This window comes from Paenibacillus sp. yr247 (assembly GCF_900103825.1).
Lineage (GTDB): Bacteria > Bacillota > Bacilli > Paenibacillales > NBRC-103111 > Paenibacillus_E.
Genome location: NZ_FNIF01000010.1, coordinates 96,543 through 123,384, shown reverse-complemented (window position 1 = coordinate 123,384; position 26,842 = coordinate 96,543). Strand labels below are relative to the sequence as shown.

Here is a 26,842-nt window from a genome sequence, read left to right as displayed (position 1 = left end):
AAGGGGTAGTTTATGCATATTGTTGTAGCGCCGGATTCTTATAAAGGGTGTTTGGTGGCATCACAAGTTGCTATCACCATCAAAAATGCTTGGCATACAGTTTTTCCAGAAGCAACAGTAGAAATGGTTCCTATGGCCGACGGAGGTGAAGGAACTATGGATGCTTTACTGTATGCATCGCATGGAGTAAAAGTGGAGACCAATGCAACCGGACCGCTGATGCAACCGGTCATCACTAACTATGGAGTGTTGGGGGACGGAGTGACAGCGGTCATCGAAATTGCGCAAGTTGCAGGATTGCCAATGATCCCGGAGCACCAAAGAAATCCGCTGATGACTACAAGTTACGGTGTCGGGGAACTTCTTCTCCATGCAATGGATCAGGGTTACCGGAGATTTATTATTGGACTAGGTGGCAGTGCAACCAACGATGGCGGACTGGGAATGCTGCAGGCCTTGGGGGGGATTTTCCTCGACAGCGGTGGTCAAAGCGTGACTCCGATTGGCGCATCCTTAAAACATATTCAAACTGTGAACCTCAGTATGCTGGATCCCAGAATAAGAGAATGCAATATTATTATTGCGAGCGATGTGGACAATCCGTTATGCGGCCCCAAAGGCGCCTCCTTTATATTTGGACCGCAAAAAGGGGCGACGAAGCAGCAGATATCGGAGTTAGATGCTTCCTTGAATGCTTATGCTCAATTGATCGAAGGCGAAATTGGTTTGCAGCTACGAGATCTGCCTGGAGCGGGAGCTGCCGGCGGACTTGGATTTGCTTTACTTATGTTGGATGCCCAAATGGTTTCAGGTGCGCGCGTTGTGACGGAGGCCGCTGGATTGGCTAATAAAATAAAAAGTGCTGATTGGGTCATAACGGGGGAAGGCCAGAGCGATTTTCAAACACTTTATGGAAAGCTCCCATTCCATGTTGCTAAGTTGGCCAAAGAACATACAGTTAAAGCCATACTGATTTCAGGAGGGCTGGGGAACGGTTACGAACAACTGTACGATTATTTTGTAAGCTGTCATTCCATCGCACTGGGGCCGATCTCACTCAGTGAATCAATGCAGAACGCCGAAAAATTGCTATTTCAAACGGCAATGAATGTAGCACGTTTAGTGCGTGCATCGAAGTATAATATCTAAGGAGGTCAGGGTTGCGATATTACCCGTCCCTCCAATTTACTAAACTAACGAGAACTGTGGTTCAAAAAAAACTTGGGGCTGCCGATTACTCGGCAGTCCTGCTGTGTTATAACCCTTACTTTATAGTATATAATGGAAACAGCTTTATCAGCTTCATCCATGGTCATACATAAATAATTGTAGGAGAGTAAACGATGATTGCCAAGCGTTATACCCCTCATTTCTCTATCTACCATAAACTAGTGCTTACTTTCTTAATTATCATAATGCCTCTTTACTGGATAGGAATAAAAATTAATGAAGCAGGAGCAAGTCAATTCAAAGTAGAAATTTCCAAATCCATGCAATCCAAAGTTCACTTTTATTTAAGTTCGCTGGAACTTGAATTTTCGAAAACGATTAAGCAGCTTCAGCAGTATACAGCTGACGAGGACCTCGAGAAACTAAGTCTTACTTCGAAAATCATGACAGAAGTGGAGAAAAAAGATGCCATAATCCGGCTGCAAAAACGATTGATCTTAGTGCGGGACGCCAACAGCTACATCCTGAATGTGTCGGCTTACATCCCGCAAATTAATAAGGTCATCTCTGCGAATAATTTGTATGAGACAATGAATCAGGACGAATGGAAAGCATTTCAAGCCATAACTGATTTGTCTTCTTCTCCATTCTTTAACTGGAATGATCGCATATTCATCAATCTAGCATTTCCAGAACAATTGGTGATGGAGAAACGGGATCCCAATTATGTGTTATGTATTGAGATTTCCCAAAATGCACTGCTGAAAATGCTGCAGCAGTTTCCTATCGAGGGAAATGGAAGTGTAATGATAGTAAGTGATCAATTGGATTGGTATATCTCAAACGTTAATGATCCATCCATAATGGACAAGTTTAAGGAACTTATTCGTGGTAAGGAAATGGAGAACAGTAAGAGCGCGGGGATCCATTCATTACGCAAAGGTGAGCAAAATAATATGGTTTCATTCGAAAAATCAGGTACGTTGGGAATTACCTTAATGATGTCGGTGCCGGAAAAAGAAGTATTAAAACCATTAAGCCAATTTAATAACTGGTTCTGGATGCTTTCTGTTGTATCCGTTTTCATTATTGTTATCGCATCTTATTGGATATATCAATTGATTCACCAACCTTTGAGCAAGTTAGTACGAGCATTTCGTAATCTAGAGAAAGGAGACTTTGAGCTTTCTATCCAACATAAAAGCAAAGATGAATTTAGTTACTTATACAGGCAATTTAATTCTACAGTACAGAAGCTTAAGACATTGATTGAAGAAGTGTATGAGCAAAAGTATCGTGTTCATCTCGCGGAGCTTCGTCAACTTCAGTCCCAAATTAATCCGCATTTTTTATACAACAGCTTTTATAACTTATACCGAATGGCCAAAATGCAGGAGATGGAGAAGGTAGCTCATTTGACGCAGAATCTTGGGAAGTATTTTCATTTTATTACCAAAAGCGCGGATGAGGTGAAATTGGAGGAAGAAATACAAAACGCCCGGGCTTATGTGGAAATACAATGTATTCGTTTTGAAGACCATATTTACGTTGAATTCCCCGATCCGCCGCAAGATACACAAGGTTTATACGTGCCCAAGCTGATACTTCAACCGCTGATCGAAAACTGTTATAAACATGGATTAGAGGATTTACAGAGAAAAGGGTTGATCAGCATCCAAATGGACGTAAACGAACATCTACTGCATATTCATATCGAAGATAACGGGGATCCAGTGACTGATGAATCTTTACATATGTTGAAATCGGTTCAGACCAATTCCAAATTGGATAATGAAGGAAGCGGCATACTCAATGTTTACAGGCGGCTGAAAATGAAGTTCGGTAATGAAGGAGATCTGGTTATCTCCAGAAGCGGATTGGGCGGTTTAAAGGTCACAATAACGATTCCGATACGGGGGAACACGTAGAATGATCCGATTATTAATCGTTGATAATGAAAAGCACATTGTACAAGGGTTACATGACGTATTCCAACAAATCGGAGGTCTGGAACTGGATATAATTTGTGCTTACTCTGCGCAAGAAGTGATTCAGTGGCTTCCGAGAGTCAAATTAGATATTGTGCTGAGCGATATCCGTATGCCGGGAATGAGTGGACTTGAGCTGCAGCAACTGATCAACGAGCAATGGCCTCATTGTAAAGTCATTTTTTTATCGGGGTTCAATGATTTTGATTATGCTCAAACCGCGCTTAGAAATGGTGGATTTGATTATTTGTTAAAAATCGACGGAGATCATAAAGTGATTGACGCCATAAAAAGAGCTGCCTCTATCTTGTCTAAAGAGCTTCAAAGAGAGCAGCTAATTGAAAATGCGAAGGAACAATTTTATTTAAGCATGCCTGTCCTGCGTAAGGATTTTTTACTGCATCTGCTGGAAGGGCAATTAGCATCCTATCGTACATTAGCACAAAGATTTGAAGAGCTGGATATACGTCTAAACGCTCGTGCACCGGTCATGCTGGTATTGGGTAGAATTGATCATTGGAACGAAAGCATCACGTCAAAGGATCAATCCCTGCTACTTTATGCAGTTCAAAATATAGTTGAAGAAAACTTGATCGGTTATTCTCTGATCTTCGTTGTATATGATCGATCCAAATTTGTTTTACTCATTCAACCAAAACAGGAGGGGATGGATGGACAGACGTCACCGGAATTGATTGAGAAAACAGTTAGATTCATCGATGGTATGATGGAAAACATTCAGGACACTTGCAAAGAGCTATTAAAGCTATCCCTCTCTTTTGTCACTAGCCGTAGGCCATATGATTGGGAAGTCGTACCTGAAAGATTTATAAACTTAAAAAGCTTGATGACCTGGGGGCTTGGATATGGCAATGAAATGCTGATAACCGATGAATGTTACGAATTGTCCCCTGATAACGCTGTATCGCAAAATAAACAGTATGCTTCCGCAGTGTTAACTCCTGTTAAAGCTCTACAGCTCCATTTGGAATGTGGAAAAAAGTCAGAGTTCTTCGAGTCACTACAAGATTTCATTGAAAAAAATAGGAAGGAAAGCAGCTATTACGTCTTGTCGGAAATTTATTATTCCATCTCTCTTATGTTTCTATCTTACCTCAATCGCTTAAACCTGTCTGAAATCATTGCGCCCCAAATAGATATAAACAAGCTGATGCATTTGGAACATCATGCGACATGGGATGATGCCGTCCAATATTTGAATGAAACGGCTGTTCTGCTGTTTTCCTGGCAAAAAATAAAACAGGAGGAACAGAAGCTTCATATTGTTCAACGGGTAAACAACTACGTAGAAACCCACCTGGGCGGAGATCTCTCATTGACGAAACTTGCGGAAGTGGTTTACTTAAACCCTTCATATCTAAGCCGACTTTACAAACAAATTTCAGGGCAAGGTTTGTCGGACTATATTAACGAGGTGAAATTCAACAAAGCTAAAATGTTATTGGAACACTCCAATATGAAAATTCAAGAAATCGCCCATGCCGTTGGATTCGAATCGAAATCATATTTCGCGAGATTTATTAGAAGCAAAACCAATTTATCACCGCAGGAATATAGGGACATTCAAATGAACAAACAAGTCAATGAAAAGCGCTAAATGTAAACAACAGGTCATTTTCCTTGAAGCGCATTGAATCTATTATGAAGTTAAGGATGCATCCATGAATGATTACTCTTGTTAAGGGGGAAAGGCATGAAAAAATGGAAGGCGAGTTTAAATCTTCTCATCGTGTTGTTATTGATTTTTGCGTCAGCTTGCAGCAATTCAAATGAAAGCGCTCAAGAAACAAAAAATCCTAGCAAAGACAACCAGCAAAACACTCAGCAGAAGCAGGAGAATTTAAATCCGTTAGGCAAATATGACCCGCCTATTCAGTTATCGACCGTAAGGTGGCTTTCTTCATCAATGTCCTTTAAAACAGGAGAAGATCTTAACAATAACATTTGGTATAAAACGTACGAAGATGAACTTGGAATTAAGCTGAGCAATCAATGGATCGTCAATGAAGATCAATACGACTCCAAATTGAATCTCACAATTACGAGTGGTGATTTGCCTGACTTTTTCAAGGTGAACGCAACTCAATTGAAGCAGCTTGTTGAAGGAGGGAAACTGGAAGATCTAACAAAATTATATGATAAGTATGCTGCGCCTTTTACAAAGGAAATGATTGAAAACGGTCCGATCGCGAAAAAGGCAGCGACCTTCGACGGCAAATTGATGGCTATTCCTCCCAGTCAATCCCTTACTAACAGAGTGCTGTGGGTACGTACCGATTGGCTCAAAAAGTTGAACTTGCCGGAACCTAAGACGATGCAGGATCTTTTTAAGATTTCAAGTGCTTTTACCCATCAAGATCCTGATGGAAATGGCAAGAAGGATACCTATGGACTTGGGGCATCCATGAACTTATGGGACTACTGGGTTGATCTTGAAGGTTTTGTGAATAGCTTTCACGCTTATCAGGGCATTTGGACAAAAGATAGTTCCGGTAAATTGGTGTATGGCAGTGTACAACCGGAGATGAAAGCGGCTCTGGCCAAATTGCAAGAAATGTATAAAGACGGACAGATTGACCCGGAATTCGGCGTCAAGAATTCTGCCAAGGCACAGGAGCTTGTTTCTTCAGGGAAAGCCGGCTTGTATTATGGTGCTCTTGTCAATCCTGACGGGCCTCTACTGAACAACGCCAAAAATGATCCGAAAGCGGATTGGCAGGCATACCCGTTCCCTTCGATTGATGGTTCTCCAGCAGCAGCTCAGAACCCACTGAGCTTTAATCAATTCTTTGTTGTGAAAAAAGGGGTTAAAAATCCCGAAGCAGTAATCAAGCTGCTGAATCTCACATTGGAAAAAATCGAAAGCCCCCGCGCAGCGGTAGAGACTCACCATACAAGCCCTGAAGGCATCGCACTCTTTCATTACCGGGCCATTAATGGAGGAACTGTTCTAAAGAGACTGATGGAAAGGCGTGAGCTGATCCTTAATGCGATCAAAACCGGAGATGAGTCTAAATTGGATACGGTAGACAAACAGCATTTGGGCAATCTAAAGAAGGCCATGAATGGAGATCGGTCACTTTGGAATTACGAAAAAATTTACGGCAATAACGGATCATTGGAGATCCAACGTAAATACAGGGACAAAGAACTTCCATTAATGTCTAATGAGTATTACGGTCCGCCGACCCCTACCATGGTGGAAAGGCAAGCAACATTGAAAAAGCTGGAACTTGAGACGTTTACCAATATTATTTTGGGGAATTCATTGGACAAATTCGATAAGTTTGTAAACGATTGGAAAAATCTCGGTGGTAATGATATTACAAAAGAAGTTAATGCTTGGTACGAGACAAAAAAATAATAATTAACTAATAAATTATTATAACAAAGAGGGTGTGGGGGACGTGTGCTATGAAAGCGGATTCCCCTCTAACCCGGTCTTTCAAATTTGTTTAAGCAGCTCTTCATAGGTTCAGGAGGCACATCATGAACAAGAAAATAAAGTGGAACCAACTAACTCTAGATATGATGATCTTACCAGGGCTGATTTTAATTCTCATATACAGCTATGGGCCAATGTTGGGACTTGTTATTGCTTTTCAAAAATTTAACCCGGTAACGGGTATATTCAACTCGAGATGGGCGGGGTTAAGCAATTTTAATTACGTGTTTCTTATGCCGGGAACAATGCAAATCATATGGAACACGGTTTTTATTTCTTTGATGAAAATGATTACGGGATTAATTGTACCAATCGTGATCTCCTTGTTGTTGAACGAAATTTATAAGAATTCTATCAAAAGGTCAGTTCAAACCCTAATTTACCTGCCTCATTTTTTGTCATGGATTATATTGGGGGGAATTTTAATCGATATTCTATCACCGACAAAAGGGATCGTAAATCAGCTTTTGACCTTATTCGGATTGGAACCCAATTTTTTTCTCGGCAATAACAAATGGTTTCCGTACGTGTTGGTGATAACCAACGAATGGAAGGAATTCGGCTTCAGCACGATTGTCTATCTGGCTGCAATAACAGGAATTAACCCAGCGTTGTATGAAGCAGCCATCATGGATGGAGCCAACCGGTGGAAGCAGACGATCTATATTACGCTTCCAGGAATGCTGCCAATTATCATACTGCTGGCAACCTTGAGCCTTGGGCAAGTCCTGAACGCAGGTTTCGATCAAGTTTTCAACTTGTACAGCCCGCAAGTGTATCAAAGCGGAGACATCATCGATACGTTTGTGTATCGGATCGGCCTGATTGATTCCCAGTATTCTGTAGCTACCGCAGTCGGATTGTTCAAATCGATTGTTTCTCTTGTTCTCATCTCCGTCTCCTATTTTCTTGCTTATCGCTTAGCGAATTATCGTATCTTTTAGGGAGGAGACATAGGATCATGCTTCATAAGATATCAGTAAGTCGCGGTATTTTTAATGTTTTCAATTATTCATTTTTAATTACAATGTCCATTTTGTGCATCTTGCCTTTGGTTCATGTTTTTTCCATATCATTAAGCTCCGCAGCGGCCGCAAGTGCCGGTTTCGTGACGCTCTGGCCGATTGACTTCACTTTTGCGTCTTATAACTATGTTTTGGAAAAACAGGAGTTTGCTCGTTCTTTTGTGGTCACTTTGCAAAGGGTAGGTTTAGGGGTTGTCGTCAACATGTTTCTGACCATTCTCGTAGCTTATCCGTTAGCCAAACAAACGGCCAATTTCAGAAGAAGGACAATATATGCTTGGATATTTGTAGTGACAATTTTGTTCCACGGGGGTCTTATTCCTAATTACTTGGTGGTGCGGGGAACCGGTTTGTTGGATACGATCTGGGCGCTGATTCTTCCTAATGCAGTGCCGGTCTTCAATGTAATCATTTTGCTTAATTTTTTCCGTAACTTGCCTAAGGAACTCGAGGATGCATCTTTTGTTGATGGTGCCGGACATTGGACCATACTGTGGAAAATTTTTGTGCCCTTGTCGAAACCGGCTTTGGCTACCCTGACCTTGTTTTGTATCGTTAATCACTGGAATGAATGGTTTCACGGACTGATTTTCATGAACTCTCCTAGAAATTATCCTCTGCAAAGTTATTTGCGAACTGTTGTAATCGAACCGAATTTTGAATTAATGGGCGAAGCCGATCTGTCCAAATTGCAAGAAATGTCCGATCGCACATACAAGGCCGCTCAAATCTTTTTAGGGGCTCTCCCCGTCTTGATGGTATATCCTTTTCTTCAACGTTATTTTGTAAAAGGAATCGTTTTGGGCAGCGTAAAAGAATGATTTAGAGGCCAAGGGAGTGAACCGATGATTAATTCGCAAAAGGACTGGTGGCTAAAGCCGCTGCGCATCATCCAAAGTCGCTTGTTTTCGAAAGGAAAAGTATATCATCTTGAATTTAATTAATGGCCTAGGCCGCCGACCATTAGCTGTAAACATGCCGATTCATGATATTAAGCTTGAATTGACACTTCAATCTAGTGAAGACGTTTGGAAGTTCGGCAACTTATTTCAGATCGAACATCACCTTTTGAACGGAAAGGGAATATCTTGTACATTTCGGTTAATAAACTCGAAGTATGGGAATCGCTGCTTATTAAACTTAGTTAACTATAATTCAAACGGAGGAATGTTCAAATGAATGAATCATGCCTACAGTACGTATTGACTGAAGAAGAACGCAGAACCTTTGACGAAACGGGATATTTGATCCTGGAGAACGTATTGTCTCCTGGGCAGGTCACAGCGTTGACCAAGGAAGTCGACCGCATCTTCGACGAAAAAGTTAGGCTTGGACACGAAATTAAGAAAGCATTGTTCCATCCTAATTTTATTCCCGATCACAATCTTTTCCTCGATCTGGTGGATTACGAGAAAGTACTGCCTAAAGTATGGGGGATATTGGGCTGGAACATTTACCTTTATCACGCTCATATGATTGTTACGCCTCCAACCGGGTTGCAAAAAGACGATAAGACACTCGGTTGGCATCAGGACAGCGGCCGAATGAATGTGGAGATGGAGTCGGATCCTCGTCCGAGAATGTCTCTTAAGGTTGCCTATTTCTTATCAGATCTTTCAGAGCAGGGACGTGGAAACTTCTGGATCGTTCCTAATAGTCATCTTCAGAATACGATCGAACGTCCCGAGGGCGGTTACGGCCAACCCGTAGGAGCGATTCCTGTCTGCGTTAAACCGGGAACGGCCGTGATTTTTGACCGGCGTTTATGGCATTCGGCCAGTCCGAATTGGTCGGACATTACCCGCAAGGTTCTCTTCTATGGTTACGGGTACCGGTGGATCAGGACGAAAGACGATATGACGGTCCAGGATTTATGGGATCAATCCGAGCCGGTCCGACGTCAATTGCTGGGTGCTGGGATCAACTGCAACGGATATTACTCTCCGACCGCCGAGGAAGTTCCGTTAAGGGGATGGCTGGAGGAGCACGCTCCTGTTCAGGTGAGAAAATAATGGTGATATGAAAGAGATAAGCTAATCGGATGAATTAAATGCTGGTACCTTAGTTGTTTCGAGTGGTAAAAGAATGAGCGCAGCACATAAAATCGTCAAGCAGTCCTGAACGAATCAGTAGATATCAAAACCGACGTTTATCAATCAAAACTTAAAGCAATAGCCTTTTGGATTCCCGAAATCTACGTTTCGAAAATTATGCTAAGGTATTTGAAATTATCCCTAAGGAGGTTGGAAGCATGAAGATTACCAACATGACCAGCTATCTTCTCCCTTGGGGAAGCATATTTATTAAATTGGACACCGACGAAGGTATTAGCGGATGGGGTGAATGTTCCCCTATGGGAGGGCATGTGCTTCAAGCAATGGCCATGCATTCACTAAAACCTTTGATTATCGGCGGTGATCCATTCGATGTTGAAGTTCTTTGGGAGAACATGTTTATTAAACGCCATAAACTCGGACCATCGGGCGCGCTTCTGGAAACCATGTCGGGAATCGATATTGCATTGTGGGATATTCTCGGAAAAGTTACAAATAAACCGATATGCCAGTTGATTGGCGGACGTTTCAGGGACCGGGTCAATATCTACTACAGTTTTGGTTGGGACGGAAAAGCAACAGTGGATGAAGTAGTTAAGATCATTGCATCCAATGTAGAAAAAGGCTATGGTGTCGCTAAGTTACGAATGAATTACGGACCGTTAAAAGGCGAAACACTTAATGACCCGGCAATTGCCATGATGAAAGCCATCCGTAAGGCTGTTGGCGATGAAGTAAAATTAGCTTTTGATGCAAACAACGGATATACTGCACATAAAGCGATACAGATAGGGCGTTATCTTGAAGAACACATTGGTCTTGCTTGGTTTGAGGAGCCGACCCCCCAATATGATTACTTGGCGATGGCGCAAGTGTCCGACGCATTAGATACCCCGATAAGCGCTGGCGAACATGAATATACGCTCTGGCAATTCAGAGACCTGCTGTTGCAAGGCAAACCTGATATTTTGCAGCCGGATTTGGTAAAGTGCGGCGGAATGACGGAAGCCAAGAAAATTGCCGCACTTGCAGAGGCATGGAGTAAGCCTATAGTTGTCCATAACACTCAACCCACAATCGGCACTGCAGCAAGTTTACATTTCTGTGCGTCTGTCTCCAATGCGATGTATCATCAAGAATTTACCGGTCATCGTGACGAACTGTTGGCGCTGTTTAAAAATCAATTGGAATTCAAAGACGGATATTTATTTGTTCCTCAAGGCCATGGGTTGGGATTAGAGGTGGATGAGAAGAAAGTACTGGAAACTGCCATTTCGGTTATGTAAGTCCTTAAGTACTAGATGATAAATGTAGGAACGTATGAAAGCATGCATGGAGGGGGGGACCGTCGTGATGTGATTCAGGCTGTAGTTTTAGCGACGGAATGTCGGCAGAAGTAGATAAGAACCAAGCTTTTCCGGTGGCTATAGAAAATCTAAAAAATAATAATAAACTGCCACATGAAACACAGATAAGACAGACGAAGTATCTCCATAACATCTTAAAACAGGATCATCGTTTCATCAAAAAACGAACGAACCCAATACTTGGTTTTAAATCATTTCTAACAGCAGAGCAAACGAATACAAGGAATTGAAGCGATGCATATGATCAAAAAGGGGCAAGTCGAATGTAATCATTCGTCGCCCCTTTTTGTCGTTCAACTCATCCATCAGCTTTCGGATTTCGGTCACTAGTGAGAAATTTTATATGTTGTAAACTACTTTACAGAATAATTAATAAATAATTTATAAAATGAGTGCATATCAAAATTAATTGTGATTGGTTCCTAAAGAAATCAAGCGCGTCTTGTCTTCAATTACGTACTTGCCGTTTTGTTTTGAAATGACGCCACTTCGTTCCAAGTTTTTTAAAGTGTTTGCCGTTGTCACTCTTGATGTGCTCACTAGATTGGCTAATTCTTGGTGTGTAAAGCTGATTCCAATGATTTCCTTTTCACCTTTTCTAAACCCATACGTATCAACTAACTGTAAGAGTGTATGACTAATTCGCTGGATGGCGGAATAAGAGCTTAGCTGCAATAATTGGGATGACATAATTCTCATTTTTAAGTTTACCAAAAGCAAAATTTGTCGCGTAAGCTCAAAATTGCTTTTCAAAGTTTCTTCGAGTTTTTTTCGATCAACTCTAATTAAAGTAGCCTTACTAGCAGTAATAGCGCTATGGTTGTACGATGTATCGTTATCAAAGATGCCATTTTCACCAATCATCCCGTTTTTTCCAATGATCGCGATTGTTTTCTCCACGCCATTAAGAGAGGTAATGTATAATCGAATACGTCCGTTCAGAACTAGATAGACAAAGTCATTAGGTTGATTTTCCAAGAAGATAAAATCATGCTTTTTTAAAACCAGTTTTTGTCCAAGTTGAGGGAGTGGATGCCAATGAAAAGGCAAGCTTTCCAGCCATGATGTTACCGAAGAATTGTTAGCGCTTTCTATCTTGGTCATTTTAGATCTCCTCAAAAAAAAATTGAAAGCGAGAGATGTTTGTGGAATATCCTTTTGTTAAGGAAAGAGAATATTTTCCAATTTTGAAAAACAAGATTCAGCTGTCTAGTTGTTCACAAAGCGCGATGAGCCTTCAAGTGGAAGCGGCCATAAAAGAGTATACCGACGGTTGGCTAGCTGAAGGCATGGACTGGATGGGCTGGATGAATCGTGTAGCGATGGCTAAACAATCCTTTGCCACATTAATAAATGCGTCACCTGATGAAATTGCGGTGCTTCCCTCTCTTTCTTTAGCGGCATCAGCAGTTGCATCTGCGTTGCAAATTACAACAAGTAGGAATAAAATCGTGACCACCGAAATGGATTTTCCTTCGATCGGGCATGTCTGGTTGGCTCAAAAATCTCGGGGAGCCCAAATCTCATTTGTTCCAAGTGAAAACAACGAGATTCCTATTGAATTTTATGATCAATATGTGGATGAACAAACTTTGATTGTCTCCATGTCACATGTTGCTTATTATAATGGACTTAAACAAGATTTAAAACAAATTTCCTCCATCGTGCACGATAAAGGGGCTCGGCTATTTGTTGATGCGTATCAGTCAGCAGGTTGTGTTGCTATAGATGTTAAGCAGATGGATGTTGATTTTCTTGCAGCAGGAGCTCAGAAGTTTTTGCTAGGGATACCGGGAATCGCATTCCTATATGTTAAGAAAGAACTTGCCAATGAATTGCAACCTTCCATTACCGGTTGGTTCGGCCGAATAAACCCTTTTTCGTTTGATGTTAAGTCACTGGATTATGCGGAAGGAACAAGGCGATTTGATACGGGGACTCCTCCAATGATCAACGCATATGCCGCAAATGCAGCAATGGAACTGATTAATCAGATGGGTATTAATCGAATTGAGTCTTATCTTAACGAATTATCAAGCTTTGCCATTTCTTATGGACAAGAAAAGGAACTAACCATCGCAAGTCCACTAGATCTCAATCGAAAAGCAGCTAACACGGCATTTCAATGCTCGAACGCGTCAATGATCGAAATGAAAATGAGGGAGAAAGGAGTTATTGTGTCAGCGCGCAATGATGTCATTCGGATTGCACCTCATTTTTACAATACAAAAGAAGAAGTCGCCATTGCAATTGATATGCTGGTTGAGCTGAAATCCAAATTTGAAGTCGTCTAAAATCTGAACAATGGAGGAGGTGATGCTAACTGAAAAAGATGGTATTTGAGATTCTGTTGATTGTTGCAGGAACAGCTTTAACGGCCTATGCCTACTATTTATTTATGAAACCGAATGACATCATTGCTCCCGGTCTTGGGGGAATCGTCATTATTATTGGACACTTTGTACCGATCTCTTTAGGATTCATATATTTATTGTTTAATATTCCTTTGTTTTTATTAGGATATCGGTATGTAGGGATAAAGTTTATCATCTATAGCACTATCGGAATGCTTTCGATGTCACTATTCTTAACATTATTCTCTTCTGTTGTAGGGTTTTCGCAGCCTTTGCTCGGTTGTATTTGCGGAGGAATCTTTAGCGGTATTCCCATAGCTTTCGTACTACTTGCAGGTGGCTCAACAGGTGGAACGGATATTGCCTGTGTGGTCATTAATAAAATTTGGCCTAGATGGACAATAGGAAAAATAATGTTCTTACTAAATGCTGTCATTGTCCTGTCTACCGGTTACCTTTATGGGTTTTTGAAATTACTGCTAACTATAGTGGCGATCTATCTTGCAGGTAAATCGGTAGATATTGGCTTAACTTTAGGAAAACGAATGAAAATAAACATCAGCGAAACTAGCTGATTAAAAACAAAGTTATTCATTTCAGAATTGTATACGCTTACTTATGTCGAAGCCACATCATTTAGGGGGAAAATGTATGAAGAAAGATGAGTTAATGGAACGTGAATCAGGACTTCACAGAAAATTGACAAAAGGGCAATTGACAATGATCGGGTTAGGTGGAGCAATAGGGACGGGCCTATTTATGGGAAGTGCTATTGCCATCAATTATGCGGGTCCAGCGGTAATTTTTAGCTATGTAATTGCAGCTATAATAGCCGTAATTATGATGTACAGTCTTTCAGAAATGGCAGTTGCTCATCCTACAGCAGGGTCATTTGGGGTCTATGCAGAAAAATATATTAGTCCGTGGGCAGGATTTACTACTCGCTGGACCTATTGGGCAGCACAAGTAATTGCCATAGGAGGAGAAGCGGTAGCTGTAGGTATTTATATGCAGTATTGGTTCCCTGGCATACCAGTGTGGGTTTGGACCTTAGGTTTCGGTGCCGTTCTCATCTTTGTAAATTCGCGGTCAGTTTCAAACTTCGGATCTATTGAGTACTGGTTTGCCATGATCAAAGTTGTTGCCATCGTAGCCTTTATTATTTTTGGGATAGCGGCCGTTCTTGGTATAGGAACTCCTGCAGTTGGATTTGCCAACTTTACAAATCATAACGGTTTTATGCCGCACGGGTTTAGCGGTGTTTGGATGGCGGTTTTGATGGCGATCTTTAGCTTTGTGGGAGTGGAGGTAGTTGCTGTTACTGCTGGGGAAGCACAAGACCCTAATAAGGCGGTTCCTCGTGCGATGAAAACAATGGTTTTCCGCTTAATCGCATTTTACTTTTTAGCCATCAGTATCATGTTGGCCGTTGTTCCGTGGATTAATGCAGGGGCGAAGGAAATTACTCAAAGTCCATTCGTTCAGGTTTTTGATCATTTTGGTTTTGCCTATGCAGCAGGAATTATGAATTTTGTCGTTTTGACTGCCGCACTTTCCAGCATGAATACAAATTTATATTTAACGACGCGGATGATATTTTCACTATCTCGAGGTAATTATGCGCCTGCATCTCTGGGCAAGCTCAACAAAAGCGGTACGCCAGTGAATGCCTTGTGGTTATCAAGTCTAGGTGTTATTATAGCCGGAATTATTGCGAAGTTCAGTCCATTGGCGTATAACTATTTATTCGGCATCGCTTTATTCGGAGCCCTTTATGTATGGCTGATCACATTAATTAGCCATCTCAATTTCAGGAAGCAATGGGCAAAGCATGGAGAGGAGCTGCCGGTAAAAGCTCCATTCTTCCCTTACTTACAAATTATCGGCATCATTTTAATTGCGGCGGTATTAATCACCATGGGATTAGACAAAGATTTTTGGGATATTTCGTGGATTGTTGGAGTACCTTGGCTTGGTTTTTTAACGATAATTTACTTTGCCAAGTATAAGAAAATGCAAATCATCCGCAGCAATGAAATAGGAGAGATCCATAAATAATTATCGGTGTAATAGAGCACCCTGTTGAAAGCTGGCGTTTGTAACATACAGACGTCAGCTTTTAGCTTTTTTGATGTTAAGCATAATATTGACGACATCACCTATTTTAAGTAAGATTAGCTGCCGAAATCAATAGATCGGCAGCCTTCTCAGCTAACGGGCTGTTAGACTTCGTACAGAAGGCGGTTCCTATTGGAGCTGTCTTTTTCTTTTTTTTGTGAGCGCACAATAGTTTTTGCAGTGAGAGCTGTTAGGTCTACTGCCGGTGAAGTCTTATGAACGCCCGAGACAAAGACACCGGAAGTGTATGAAGGGACTTGCGACGGGAACATTAGTGAGTGAGGAAACAGATTTTCGTAAGTAATATAATGGCATTTCAACTTTTCCCAGAAAGGAATGATCAGGATGATGCATTGCAGAATGAACTGGTGGAAGCTCGGTTTGGCGTTCTCCTTGATCTTCTCGCTGCCGCTTCCTGTTTCGTCCTTCGGCAAGACGGACGAATCGATTCAAACGTTCTATCAGAGCTCCAAATCAGGTAAGCTCATCAACTTCGTCGGCGATAGTACGACAGAAGCGGCGCAGGGACTATATCAACAGCTGGCAGAGATCTATGGGGCTCCCGGAGGCGTTCTGGAAGGGGCACGAATCCGCAACCGCGGCTCCAGCGGCAATACGCTGCATCATTTTGTTAACCAAATCGCTACCCACGGCAATACTCTCGACAATGTGATTCAAGACCAGGCAGACTTGTATGTCGTTTCTTATGGGATCAACGACATTCGGGAAAGCAGCCCTACGCAGATTAAAGCCGATCTGAAGCTCGTCGTGGACAGGCTCTTGAAGGAAACGCACGGTGGGGTGTTGCTACGCATACCGAATCCATTCTTGTCAGTAAATCGCTGGAGCTATATTCATCTAGATATTGAGAACGCGCAGCTTTACTCCGATCAACTTTGGGACGTGTATCATAGCTTCCGAGACTATGATCCACGTGTCGATATTCTCGATATCCCCAGCCTCGTATTTGGACGTGAGGTTCGGAAGGAGCATCCTTTCATGCAGGATACAATCCATCCGAATGAAGCAGGCTACCGGGCGATCGCCGATGCAATCGCTCAGAAAATATCCGGCCAGCTGGTCAAGCCTAATTCAGAGGCTATAAAACTAAATTGACCGTTTCGCTAACGGAAAACTGTAGTTGAACATTAGCGAAATAATTATAACTGGAGCAGGCGCTATGGCGACTGCTTCAGATCGTTGAAGGGCAGTTATCTTTAGTTCGCCAAATAGCAACCGGCTTGGTATATAATGGGTTTGTGGTTCCATTAGGGGAGGTATTACTATGTCTTTTCCCTTTGACTGTATTAGCGATTTTATGTTTTTCGAATCGGAGTTAGGTCATTCAGATGTTATTTTAATTCCAGGTGCAAGTCACCCGCAATTAATGGAAAGAGCGGCAATGTTATATCATCAAGACATCGCTCCGTTTATCCTACCCTCTGGCGGGGCCACCCCACATGTAGAAACAACTGAATGGGAATTTCTGTGAAATAACCTTCGTAATGAATGAGCTTGAAAAGGTAGGGAAATATTTTAGGCGCGCTATATATCAAATTGGTTCAAACAATAATTCGTAACACTAACGGCGACGATAGTACTTAGGCAAATGCGTCACAATTAATTGTCAAAAGGGTTTGATTCCTGCCAGATGACTTATGAAAGAAAAGAGAGTTGGGCAGAAGAAATAGCGGCTCATCTTAAAGAGCGGTTCGGACTGTATGTAAGGGATGCGGTGCTAGTCGATAAGGGATGGCTCAACGTAAAGTGGAAGATGGAAACGGATCAGGGGCTGATATTTGTAAAATATTATCACCCGGAACGATATAAGCTTCATACGCACCCTGATAGAAGAAGAGCGGTCGAGAAGACGCTCCAGTTGCAATATGGGCTGAACAAAGCCGGAATACCGTACCCAAGTCCTATTCATGATAATTTGAAGTTTATTCACGAGACTCGATCAGGGTTGCTTTTAACAGTCCAGAACTGGGTTGATGGGCTAGAGGATCGTGGAGTAGAGGTTGGTGAAATTGGAGGATTTACAGTCGAGGGATGTCAATCTTCCACTTTTATGATTTAGACGGTAATTATTTTTATGTAAGTTGTTTTGTATAAAACATCCTTTTCAACCATTCTGTGCCTACCCGAGATATTAAATCCATCGGGTTTATCGTCATCCAATTAATGGTAAATTACCCCGGGAAGAACGCGGATCGGAACGAATTTTCGCTGTATTCGTTAAAAAAACAAGCGATTCTGAAAAATAGAGTTAACAAATTCGGGGGATTGGTTTACAATTATTGTACAAACCAGATAAAGATGGAAAGGAGATAAATAACGCGAAACTGCAAATTATTCTGAAAACGATTTCATTATACATTTGTAACAAGGAGGATCCAGAACATGTTGAAACGTAAAATTTCAGCTACAATGGCCATTGCGCTTGTCTGTTCGACGATGGCGGGTTTAGTGCCCGTGGCGACCGCTGCCGCACCTTCTAAATCAGCACTTCATCCCTACTATGACGCTTCCCTCCCGGTTGAAACCCGCATAGCCGACCTGCTGTCCAGGATGACGCTGGAGGAAAAAGTCGGGCAAATGGTGCAGGCGGAGAGGGCATCAGTTACGCCGGAAGACGTACATACGTACAAGCTCGGCTCCGTTCTGAGCGGAGGCGGTTCTTTCCCGAACGGTAAACAGGCAGACAGCACAAGGGAAAAGTGGGCGGATTTGGTGGATTCCTATCAAGCCGCTGCACTATCCACGAATTTGGGGATCCCCATTCTGTACGGCGTCGACGCCGTTCATGGGAACAACAACCTGATCGGGGCGACCTTGTTCCCTCATAATATCGGGCTAGGCGCGACGAGGGATCCGGAGCTGGTCCGGCAAATCGGGGCAGCGTCAGCGAAGGAAGTCAAGGCAGCCGGCACGAACTGGGCTTTCGCCCCTACGATCGCGGACCCACAGGATGTCCGTTGGGGCCGTTCTTATGAAGGTTTCGGCGATAACCAGTCTCTGGCGGCACAAATGGGCAGCGCTTACATCCAAGGGCTTCAAGGCCAAACGCGCGAAGATCTGAAAAGCAGCGATAAGGTGGTCGCCACCGCGAAGCATTTTCTCGGGGAAGGTCTGACGGACAATGGGGCCAACCAGGGCAATGTATCGATGATGACGGAACAGGAGGTTCTGAACTTGGATCTTCCGATGTACAAAGCGGCGATCGACGCCGGCGCCAGAACCGTCATGGTCTCCTACAGCAGCATCCAAGGGCTCAAAATGCATGCCAACAAACGGATCCTGACGGACGCCCTTAAAGGAACCGGATCCGGGCAGCTGGGCTTTACCGGTTTTGTCATCACGGATTACAACGGGGTGCAACAGATTACGAAAGACTGGGATAGCAACCCCGTGAGCGGTCTGAAGGATCAAATTCGCGTTGCGGTCAACGCGGGCGTGGACATGCTGATGGAACCGAGTGACTGGAAAATCAGCATTACTTACCTGAAACAGCTGGCGGATGAAGGCAAGATCGCGTTGTCCCGTATCGATGACGCGGTGACGCGGATCCTCCGCGTCAAATTCGAATCGGGCGTGTTCGAGCATCCGATGACCGACGAGAATTTGGCGACCGCGTTCGGCTCGGATGCGAACCGTTCGTTGGCCCGCCGGGCGGTACGGGAATCGCTTGTTCTCTTGAAGAACGATAGAGTGAACGGCCAGCCGATCCTTTCTCAATTGAAGAACATGAACAAGATTCTGGTCGCCGGTAAAAGCGCCGACAATATCGGTCTTCAGTCGGGCGGCTGGTCGATCACTTGGCAGGGCAAGTCTGGCAGCATCACGCCGGGAACGACTATTTTGGAGGGCATCAAGAATGCGGTCGGCGGCACGAAAACCGTGACCTACAACAAGCACGGCCGCGGAGCCGCGGGTCACGACGCGGCCATCGTTGTGATCGGCGAGACGCCGTATGCGGAAGGGAACGGCGATAATCTGGGCGCGCTGAAGCTGGACGAGGAGGATCTGGCGACGCTGAAGAACGTCCGGGATGCCGGAGTTCCAGCGGTTGTCGTGCTCGTATCCGGGAGGCCGATGATCATCAATGATCAGCTTACGGATATGGCCGGACTTGTGGAAGCATGGCTTCCGGGCACGGAAGGCCAAGGCGTGGCCGACGTGCTGTTCGGCAGCTACGATTTTACGGGCAAACTGCCGGTCCGCTGGCCGATCTACACCGAAGCTTATACGGTGCCGAAGGCCGGGCAACGCAATTTGGATCCGAAATACATCCTGTTCGACTACGGTTACGGGTTGACCAAAATCAAGGAAACGCCAGCCCTTCCGGCCCTTCCGGAAAAGCCGGGCAAGCCGCCGTACGTGAAAGTGGAGGCGGAAAATTTCATTACCCAGCAAGGCATCCAAACCGAGACCACGACGGATGTCGGCGGCGGGAAAGACGTCGGATGGACGGATCCGGGCGACTGGATGGAGTATTTGATTAACGTCCCCGTCTCCGGCTCGTTCGATATCGATTTCCGCCATGCGGGTTTAGGTGACAATACCGGTTTCAATATCCTGAACGCTTCCGGAACTAAAATCGGAGAATTGACCGTTAACAACACCGGAGGATGGCAGAACTGGCAGACGACGACGGTGAAGAACGTCCCGCTAACGCAGGGCGTGCAAAAAATCAAGCTCGTGCTTAAAGCGGGAGGCATAAATGTAAACTGGTTCGGTTCCGTCAGCTTCTCCCCTGCGGCCTTGCCGATTAGCGGAGGCGAAGCCATTTCGTTACAGCCGGTCGTGTCCGCCGGCGCCGTGGAAAACTGGGTGACCGCAGAACGCGATTCGAAGAGCAAGAAATGGTACTACGCCCCCCGTTGGCAAGAAGGCGACAAGAGGCTGGAACAGCAGGCCAATCTGAATATCACGGCCGTAGGAAACGATCCCGGCGCCACGACGATTAACATTAATCCTCGCAAGCAATATCAGTCGGTGATGGGATTCGGAACGTCGATGGAAGAATCCACGGTTTACAACCTGGTCAAGATGTCGCCTGCCAAGCAGGAGGAATGGCTGAAGAAGCTGGCCAGCAAGACGGAAGGTATCGGTATGAGCATGATGCGCGTCACGATCGGAACGCCCGATTTTACGGCACAGAAGTTCTATACGTATGACGACATGCCCCCGGGCCAGACCGACCCGACGCTGGAGCATTTTTCGATTCAGAAGGACATCGATTATGGCATTGTCGGTGCGTTGAAGAAGATGAAGGCCATCAATCCGGACATGAAGATTTTCGCTTCTCCCTGGAGTCCTCCGGGTTGGATGAAGACGACGGACAGTATGATCCTCGGCCAGGTTAAGGACGAATATTTGCCGGTCTTGGCCGATTATTTCGTCAAATACATCCAGGCTTATAAAGCCCAAGGGATCGACATCGATGCGATGACGCTGCAGAACGAACCGCTGCTGGAAATCGATTATCCCAGTACGAGGATGCCGTGGCAGCAGGAAGGCGAACTGACCAAGCTGCTGAAGATGAAGCTGGCAGCTGAGGGTCTGAACGTGAAGCTGTGGATCTTCGACCATAATCCGGGAGATACGATGAGCTATCCTGCCCCGCTGCTCGCTGTGCCGGAGTACCGGGACGCGGTCGACGGAACGGCGTTCCACGACTATGGCGGAGACATTGCGATGATGTCCCAATTGCACGACCTGTACCCCGACAAGAACGTGTATATGACGGAACGCGCAGTATGGGGAACGGAAGGTACGGACCGGATCGCCCAATATTTCCGCAACTGGGCCAGAAGCTATAATTCATGGGTCGCAATGCTCGACAGCGACATTGCCACGCATCAGTGGGTCGGCACGCCGGACCCGACGTTGCTCATCCAGGATTCGTCCGACCGCAACAACTACTGGATGACGCCGGAATATTACTTCCTGGGCCACTTCACCAAATTTGTGGAGCCTGGGTATATCCGGATCAACAGCGATTACGGCTCAAAAGACAAGGTCACGAACATTTCCTTCCTGAGTCCGGACAAGAAAAGGATCGTCACGGTCGTGATCAATCAGACGAATGTCGAGCAGACGTTCAAGCTGGTGAGCGACGGCACGCAGATCGCGGCGAAGTTGCCGGCGAAATCGGTCGCTACGTATCGTTGGAATCGATTGGTCGATCCGTCCGTTCCGGACAAAACTCCGGTGCTGACGGCGGAACCGGAAACGCTGGATTACGGCGTGGACGGCAAAACCGTCCTGTTGAAGCTTGCGGGCGGAACCTTCGTTCCGGACCAGTTGGGCCGGATTACGATTATGGGGGAAGCGGCCGCCAAGGGCATCACCGTGACTGGCGTGACGTACGGTAACCCGACCGTGACCGACTTGACGTACGGGAATCCGAATCAGGTTGCCGTCAAGCTGGCTTGGAACGGGACGCCTTATTACGGAAACTTGAGGCTCACGCTTAACGTACCGCCTTCCTCTTATTCCGATTCGACCGGCGGTGAGACGCTGTCGGCGAGCGTGAATTTGCAAGGAACCGTCTACAAGACGAATCCTAAGTCGCTTCCGGGCACCATCACCTCCGACGATTATTACCAGCTGACAGGTGTAACCGCGGGAGCAGGCAGCATCGTCGGCTTCGGTCCGGGCGACTGGGCGGATTTCAAGATCAACGTTCCGGTAGAAGGCAAATATGCTTTCACGGTCAAGGCCAAGTCGCCGAACGGAAGCAGCTTCCGGATTTCCCCGGAAGGCGTGTCTCCCGTCACCGTCACCATCCCGTCCCTTTCCGGATCGAGTGCCTGGATCGGGGCTCGCACGACGGTTGATTTGAAAGCCGGAGTCCAGACGCTCCAGATCGCCGGCAGCGTCGGCGCATTCGACCTGCAGGAGATAGACGTTCAAGCGGTGCTACCGCAAATGGCGGGAATGGACGGTATCCTGAAGGTAGAGGCTGAGAGCTTTACCCAAGCTGGTCAGAATGTGATCCAGTATGGGGGAGAGGTCAACAACCTCGGATATACTGTAGCGGGAACCTACATGGATTACTTGATTACCGTGCCCGAAACCGGTTATTATGCGGTAAAATACCGCTATGCGACGGCACAAAGCGGAGTGTCCATGTCCCTCGCTTCCGGCGGACAAATGAAAGCGAAGACAGGACTGCCGGGCACCGGCGGCTGGGGGAACTATACGCAAGTCACGGATATCGTGCAGTTGAACGGCGGCACACAGACGATCCGACTCACGATTCTCGGGGACGGCACCAACTTGGACTGGTTCCAGTTGGAAAAAACAAATGCGGTTCCGATTACAGGCAAAGTCGCCGCTCCCGTCATCGACGGAGATAGCGGACATCAGGGCAAGCCGCATGCGATCAAGCTGTCGACGACTATCGCCGGAGCCGTCATTCATTACACGACGGATGGCTCACTGCCGACCAAGGACAGCGAGATCTATGCAAGGCCCATTAACGTGAAACAAGGCGACGTCGTTCGTGCGATCGCCGTCAAAGAAGGAATGGCGGACAGCTACGCGGTCATCTATTCCAACAATGAAATCCTCTACTCGGCCGATATCCCGGGACGGACATCCGAACGTTAAATCCAAAGAAAAAAAGTTAAAGGAATTAGTTATCGAATGGTGTGAAGCGAAGATCTTGTAATAGATGAATGAAGCAAAACTGGTGTTATTGAAAAACAAGAGCAGTGGTACGAGATGAATATTGCAAAAGGCTGACTGAGTGAACAGTCAGCTTTTTTTCTTGGCTATTCTGCTGAAGGGCAGGTTTGCGTGATGGAGCATGTGTCCAGAACATCTTCGGTGATATAGATCTAGAACTTGAAACAATCACATGTGATGATTTAGGTTATAAAAGACTAAATTTTATAACGTCGGGAATCTTTCATCTATATGGTTTCTTAAAGGTTGATAATGAGCAACTAGCATAAGAAATTGAAAAAAACTTGAGTTCCCTCGATCACTTACCACGTGTGCTGGCACATCAAGATTTGAGTCAAATGAATATTCTACTAGACAAGAATTATTTACAGAACGGTCGAATAAGAAGCGTCTGGGAAGTACCCCAGTTTTTTTCGCAAACACCTCAATTAGAATGTTACCCAATAAACTCAAATTTCAAGATAGAATTTCTCGGCTAGAACGAATAATCAATATTCATATGGAAATGGCTTTTGAAGCTGATGCATTAAAGGTACTTGTAACATAATCCTCAAAAATAGATGATTCAACTCCCTCGGTATGATTTGATATTCTCACGCAAGCTAGTAAGACTTATGATTGAACCCGAGAGTGTGTTTGGAGATTTGAAGAACAACCGAGGATTTCGACGATTCCTGCTCAGGGGCTTGCACAAAGTAAGTCTGAGGTCGGGTTTAAAGAAAAAGAGGGCTGTCCTTAAGTAGATTTATCTACTTTTTTGGGACAGCCTCTTAATTAATGATTTTTCCGTTAAAGAATGGGAGAGTAATAGCCCCCAGTTTATTGAATGGACACCTCATTGATCATCATAATCCCTGAAGGATGCATCCAAAATCCTTTAACATTTTTGCCAGAGGCTACTAAATACTGATTATTTCTGAGTAGTATCATCGAAGCATCTTCCATTTCAATTTCTTGGGCTTTCGCATAGATTTCTTTACGTTTCGCTGGATCCGATTCTCTCCGACCAGCATCGATCAGCTTATCTATTTCAGGATTGCTATAAAAGTGACGGTTGCCAACGTTTCCAAACGCTTTGGTATGGAAAAGGAAATATTGGTTGTAGTCTGCATCTCCTGTCAAATTCGACCAACCCAAAACATACATATCATGTTCACCTTTTGCAGTTGCTTCCAGATAAGCGCCCCACTCAAGCACCTTGATTTCCGCATTGATACCAATTCCTTTGAGCTGGGATTGGATTACTTCAGCCACTTTTACTCGAGTTTTATTATCGTTAGTCCAGATGGTGGTTTTGAATCCATTTGAATACCCTGCTTCTTTTAGAAGTTCTTTAGCCTTATTGACATCGTACGGGTAACCTTTAAGGTTCGGATTAAACCCCCATACTTTCGGTCCCATAGGGGATGTAGCCTTGCTGCCTACATTATTATAAACGCCACTTAGAATCGCTTCTGTGTCTACTGCAAGGTTGATCGCTTTACGGACTCGAACATCGTCAAATGGCTTTTTCTTTAAATTAAAGCCAACGTAATCAACACCTAACGCATCACTGCGAACCAAAGTCATAGAAGAAGATTTGCTGACCCGTTCCACATCGGTAACCGGTACAGGTTCGGCCAACTGGGCTTCACCTGTTTCCACTAACGCAATACGGGTGGAGTCTTCCGGAATAACTCGAAACGTAACTTTTTCAACCTTAGCTTTTTCTCCCCAATACTCATTATTTTTAGATAGTTTAATTTCTTGTCCGGGTGTCCAGGATTCAAATTTGAAAGGTCCCGTTCCGGATGGATTCTGTCCTAATTTATCGCCTTGCTCATCGATTGCCTTTGGACTAATAATCCCCCCTGCGTAATGTGCAAGATTAGCAAGCAGTGGTGCAAATGGGTAGGAAGTGATCAGTTGTATAGTATAATCGTCAATAATTTTGACTTCGGTGATCATTTCAAACAGATCTTTTCGTGAAGAAGCTGTCTTTTTATCAAGAACGCGGTCTATTGTTTTTTTCACAGCTGCTGCATTAAACGGAGTTCCATCATGGAACTTAACCCCCTGGCGAAGTTTAAATTCCCATGTAGTTTCGTTTACTTTTTTCCACTCTGTAGCCAAAGAGGGCTGAATCTCCATGTTTTTATCCTGTTTGACGAGCCCTTCGTAGATTTTGCCGTGATAAACATTAGCAGATGGGATATCAGTACCTTTGTGAGGATCAAGCTTAGTAGCATCGGACAATTCTGCGATTACAAGAGTGCCTCCTGTTTTAGGAGCACCACTTGATCCTTCGTTTCCTGAAGAAGTGGGAGTGCTGCATCCGGTTAATGCGACACCGGCAAATAGGAAACCAGCAAGAAGTGAAGTAACAAGTTTCATTTTTCTCACTTATCTAAACCTCCAAATTGATCGATTTTATATAGGAATAATTTGCAATTCTTTTGTCGATTGTGTTAAATTGACAAATCCTTCTTCTGTTATTACAACCAAGTCTTCAATTCGAACCCCGCCGAAGCCAGGTATATAAATTCCCGGTTCGACAGTGATTACCATACCTGGTTGAAGAATAGTATGATCGGTTGATCGCATACCTGGTTTTTCGTGAACCGACAGCCCGATCGAATGTCCCAAACTGTGGCCAAAGCAATCTCCGTAACCTGCATTTCGAATGATCGAGCGGGCTGCTTCGTCGACCTCAGAACAAATTTTTCCAGGACCAATAACTGATAATGCGGTATATTGAGCCTCTTTTACAATATTGTAAATCTCTCGTTGTTTGTCTGACGGTTCCCCAAGTACAACGGTTCTAGTGAAATCGGAATAATATCCATTTACCCTTGCACCAATATCCATCTTTAAGAAATCACCTTTTTCCACAATTCGTTCGGTAGCTTGTCCGTGAGGTAAAGAGGAACGTTGCCCGGAAGCGATTACATGATTGCTTTTAATTCCCTCAGCTCCGGCCTTTCGCATGAAGAATTCAAGTTCAAGCCCGATTTCCTTCTCAGAAATACCAGGTCGAAGGTATCCGAGAATGTGATTGAATGCCTCGTCGCACAAAGAGATTCCCTGCCTGATAAACTCGATTTCATCTTGATCCTTAAACATGCGAATTTCCGATACGATTGGCTCGATGTTCGAAAGCATCAAAGAGGGAAGGCAGCTTTTTATTTCGTTATACTGGGTCAAAGACATGGTTCCCATCTCTATTCCCACTTGTGAAATAGAAAGATTCTTCAAATAGTCGCAAATCATTTCAATCATGCTTTGTCCATGTTGAACTGTTTCAAAAAGCGGTGAGTCGACTTCAGCTTGTTTCGAGTATCTAAAATCTGTGAACAAGTAACATCTGTCCATTGTAATGAGTAGGGCGCCGCTAGAACCACGGAAGTTCGAAAAGTAATATCTGTTTTCAGGAGAAAGGATCAATGAGGCTTCAATCTTTTGTGAGAACATGTTGCTTCTTAACTTTTCAATTCTTTGTCTACGCATAAATACCCCCCATAATTTAATATCTCAGCGATGTTATTTAAATAGGTGTATTTTAATTATAAAAAAATTCAAAATATTTTATTTTCAATTTAATGACTAAAATTTTCAATATTTTT

General features: G+C 44.3%; 19 protein-coding genes and 1 pseudogene. 17 read left to right on the top strand and 3 right to left on the bottom strand.

Annotation, left to right across the window (positions count from 1 at the left end):
• The first annotated feature begins 12 nt into the window (after positions 1 to 12).
• The 9 genes and pseudogenes from BLT91_RS17975 to BLT91_RS17930 form a co-directional block, all read left to right on the top strand.
• Positions 13 to 1,149, top strand: a complete 1,137-nt coding sequence (locus BLT91_RS17975; protein WP_090823373.1) for a glycerate kinase — start codon at positions 13 to 15, stop codon at positions 1,147 to 1,149.
• A gap of 194 nt (positions 1,150 to 1,343) precedes the next feature.
• Positions 1,344 to 3,098, top strand: coding sequence for a sensor histidine kinase (locus BLT91_RS17970; RefSeq protein ID WP_090823371.1), 1,755 nt, complete (start codon positions 1,344 to 1,346; stop codon positions 3,096 to 3,098).
• 1 nt (position 3,099) lies between these two features.
• Positions 3,100 to 4,776 carry a response regulator gene (locus BLT91_RS17965; protein WP_090823369.1) on the top strand — a complete coding sequence of 559 codons (1,677 nt, stop codon included), beginning with the start codon at positions 3,100 to 3,102 and terminating at the stop codon, positions 4,774 to 4,776.
• A 96-nt stretch (positions 4,777 to 4,872) separates the two neighbouring features.
• Positions 4,873 to 6,543: an extracellular solute-binding protein gene (locus tag BLT91_RS17960; protein ID WP_090823368.1), complete on the top strand. Its 1,671-nt coding sequence runs from the start codon at positions 4,873 to 4,875 to the stop codon at positions 6,541 to 6,543.
• A 125-nt stretch (positions 6,544 to 6,668) separates the two neighbouring features.
• The gene (locus BLT91_RS17955; protein WP_217635240.1) at positions 6,669 to 7,568 is read left to right on the top strand and encodes an ABC transporter permease; all 900 of its coding nucleotides are present in this window, start codon (positions 6,669 to 6,671) and stop codon (positions 7,566 to 7,568) included.
• 17 nt (positions 7,569 to 7,585) lie between these two features.
• On the top strand, positions 7,586 to 8,470 hold the full coding sequence (locus BLT91_RS17950) for a carbohydrate ABC transporter permease (RefSeq protein ID WP_090823364.1): 885 nt from the start codon (positions 7,586 to 7,588) through the stop codon (positions 8,468 to 8,470).
• A gap of 354 nt (positions 8,471 to 8,824) precedes the next feature.
• The gene (locus BLT91_RS17940) at positions 8,825 to 9,661 is read left to right on the top strand and encodes a phytanoyl-CoA dioxygenase family protein (protein ID WP_090823360.1); all 837 of its coding nucleotides are present in this window, start codon (positions 8,825 to 8,827) and stop codon (positions 9,659 to 9,661) included.
• A 239-nt stretch (positions 9,662 to 9,900) separates the two neighbouring features.
• On the top strand, positions 9,901 to 10,989 hold the full coding sequence (locus BLT91_RS17935) for a mandelate racemase/muconate lactonizing enzyme family protein (protein ID WP_090823358.1): 1,089 nt from the start codon (positions 9,901 to 9,903) through the stop codon (positions 10,987 to 10,989).
• A 110-nt stretch (positions 10,990 to 11,099) separates the two neighbouring features.
• Positions 11,100 to 11,400 (top strand): annotated as a pseudogene (locus BLT91_RS17930) (DDE-type integrase/transposase/recombinase); the annotation flags it as partial.
• Positions 11,401 to 11,475: 75 nt separating this feature from the next.
• On the opposite strand, the gene BLT91_RS17925 reads toward BLT91_RS17930, so the two are convergent.
• Complete coding sequence (locus BLT91_RS17925; RefSeq protein WP_090823354.1) at positions 11,476 to 12,174, bottom strand: Crp/Fnr family transcriptional regulator; 699 nt, start codon at positions 12,172 to 12,174, stop codon at positions 11,476 to 11,478.
• A gap of 41 nt (positions 12,175 to 12,215) precedes the next feature.
• Between BLT91_RS17925 and BLT91_RS17920 the strand changes: the two genes are divergently transcribed.
• The 8 genes from BLT91_RS17920 to BLT91_RS33570 all read left to right on the top strand — a co-directional run bounded on the left by BLT91_RS17920 (position 12,216) and on the right by BLT91_RS33570 (position 23,983).
• On the top strand, positions 12,216 to 13,364 hold the full coding sequence (locus BLT91_RS17920) for an aminotransferase class V-fold PLP-dependent enzyme (protein ID WP_090823452.1): 1,149 nt from the start codon (positions 12,216 to 12,218) through the stop codon (positions 13,362 to 13,364).
• 38 nt (positions 13,365 to 13,402) lie between these two features.
• A complete protein-coding gene (locus tag BLT91_RS17915) occupies positions 13,403 to 13,999 on the top strand; it encodes a YitT family protein (protein WP_090823352.1) in 597 nt (198 codons plus the stop codon).
• Positions 14,000 to 14,075: 76 nt separating this feature from the next.
• Entirely contained in the window at positions 14,076 to 15,482 is a 1,407-nt protein-coding gene (locus BLT91_RS17910; RefSeq protein WP_090823350.1) for an amino acid permease, read from the top strand.
• A gap of 405 nt (positions 15,483 to 15,887) precedes the next feature.
• Entirely contained in the window at positions 15,888 to 16,658 is a 771-nt protein-coding gene (locus BLT91_RS17905; RefSeq protein WP_217635239.1) for an SGNH/GDSL hydrolase family protein, read from the top strand.
• A gap of 169 nt (positions 16,659 to 16,827) precedes the next feature.
• Positions 16,828 to 17,034 carry a YdcF family protein gene (locus BLT91_RS17900; protein WP_175532374.1) on the top strand — a complete coding sequence of 69 codons (207 nt, stop codon included), beginning with the start codon at positions 16,828 to 16,830 and terminating at the stop codon, positions 17,032 to 17,034.
• 132 nt (positions 17,035 to 17,166) lie between these two features.
• Positions 17,167 to 17,622, top strand: a complete 456-nt coding sequence (locus tag BLT91_RS17895; protein ID WP_217635238.1) for a hypothetical protein — start codon at positions 17,167 to 17,169, stop codon at positions 17,620 to 17,622.
• 323 nt (positions 17,623 to 17,945) lie between these two features.
• On the top strand, positions 17,946 to 23,162 hold the full coding sequence (locus BLT91_RS32955; RefSeq protein WP_254777002.1) for a glycoside hydrolase family 3 N-terminal domain-containing protein: 5,217 nt from the start codon (positions 17,946 to 17,948) through the stop codon (positions 23,160 to 23,162).
• A gap of 638 nt (positions 23,163 to 23,800) precedes the next feature.
• A complete protein-coding gene (locus BLT91_RS33570) occupies positions 23,801 to 23,983 on the top strand; it encodes a transposase (RefSeq protein ID WP_090823344.1) in 183 nt (60 codons plus the stop codon).
• A 76-nt stretch (positions 23,984 to 24,059) separates the two neighbouring features.
• Here the strand turns inward: BLT91_RS33570 and BLT91_RS17865 are convergent, their stop codons facing one another.
• Both BLT91_RS17865 and BLT91_RS17860 read right to left on the bottom strand, forming a co-directional pair.
• Complete coding sequence (locus BLT91_RS17865) at positions 24,060 to 25,613, bottom strand: glutathione ABC transporter substrate-binding protein (RefSeq protein WP_090823448.1); 1,554 nt, start codon at positions 25,611 to 25,613, stop codon at positions 24,060 to 24,062.
• A gap of 36 nt (positions 25,614 to 25,649) precedes the next feature.
• Entirely contained in the window at positions 25,650 to 26,726 is a 1,077-nt protein-coding gene (locus tag BLT91_RS17860) for a M24 family metallopeptidase (RefSeq protein ID WP_090823342.1), read from the bottom strand.
• Between the last annotated feature and the right edge of the window lie 116 nt (positions 26,727 to 26,842).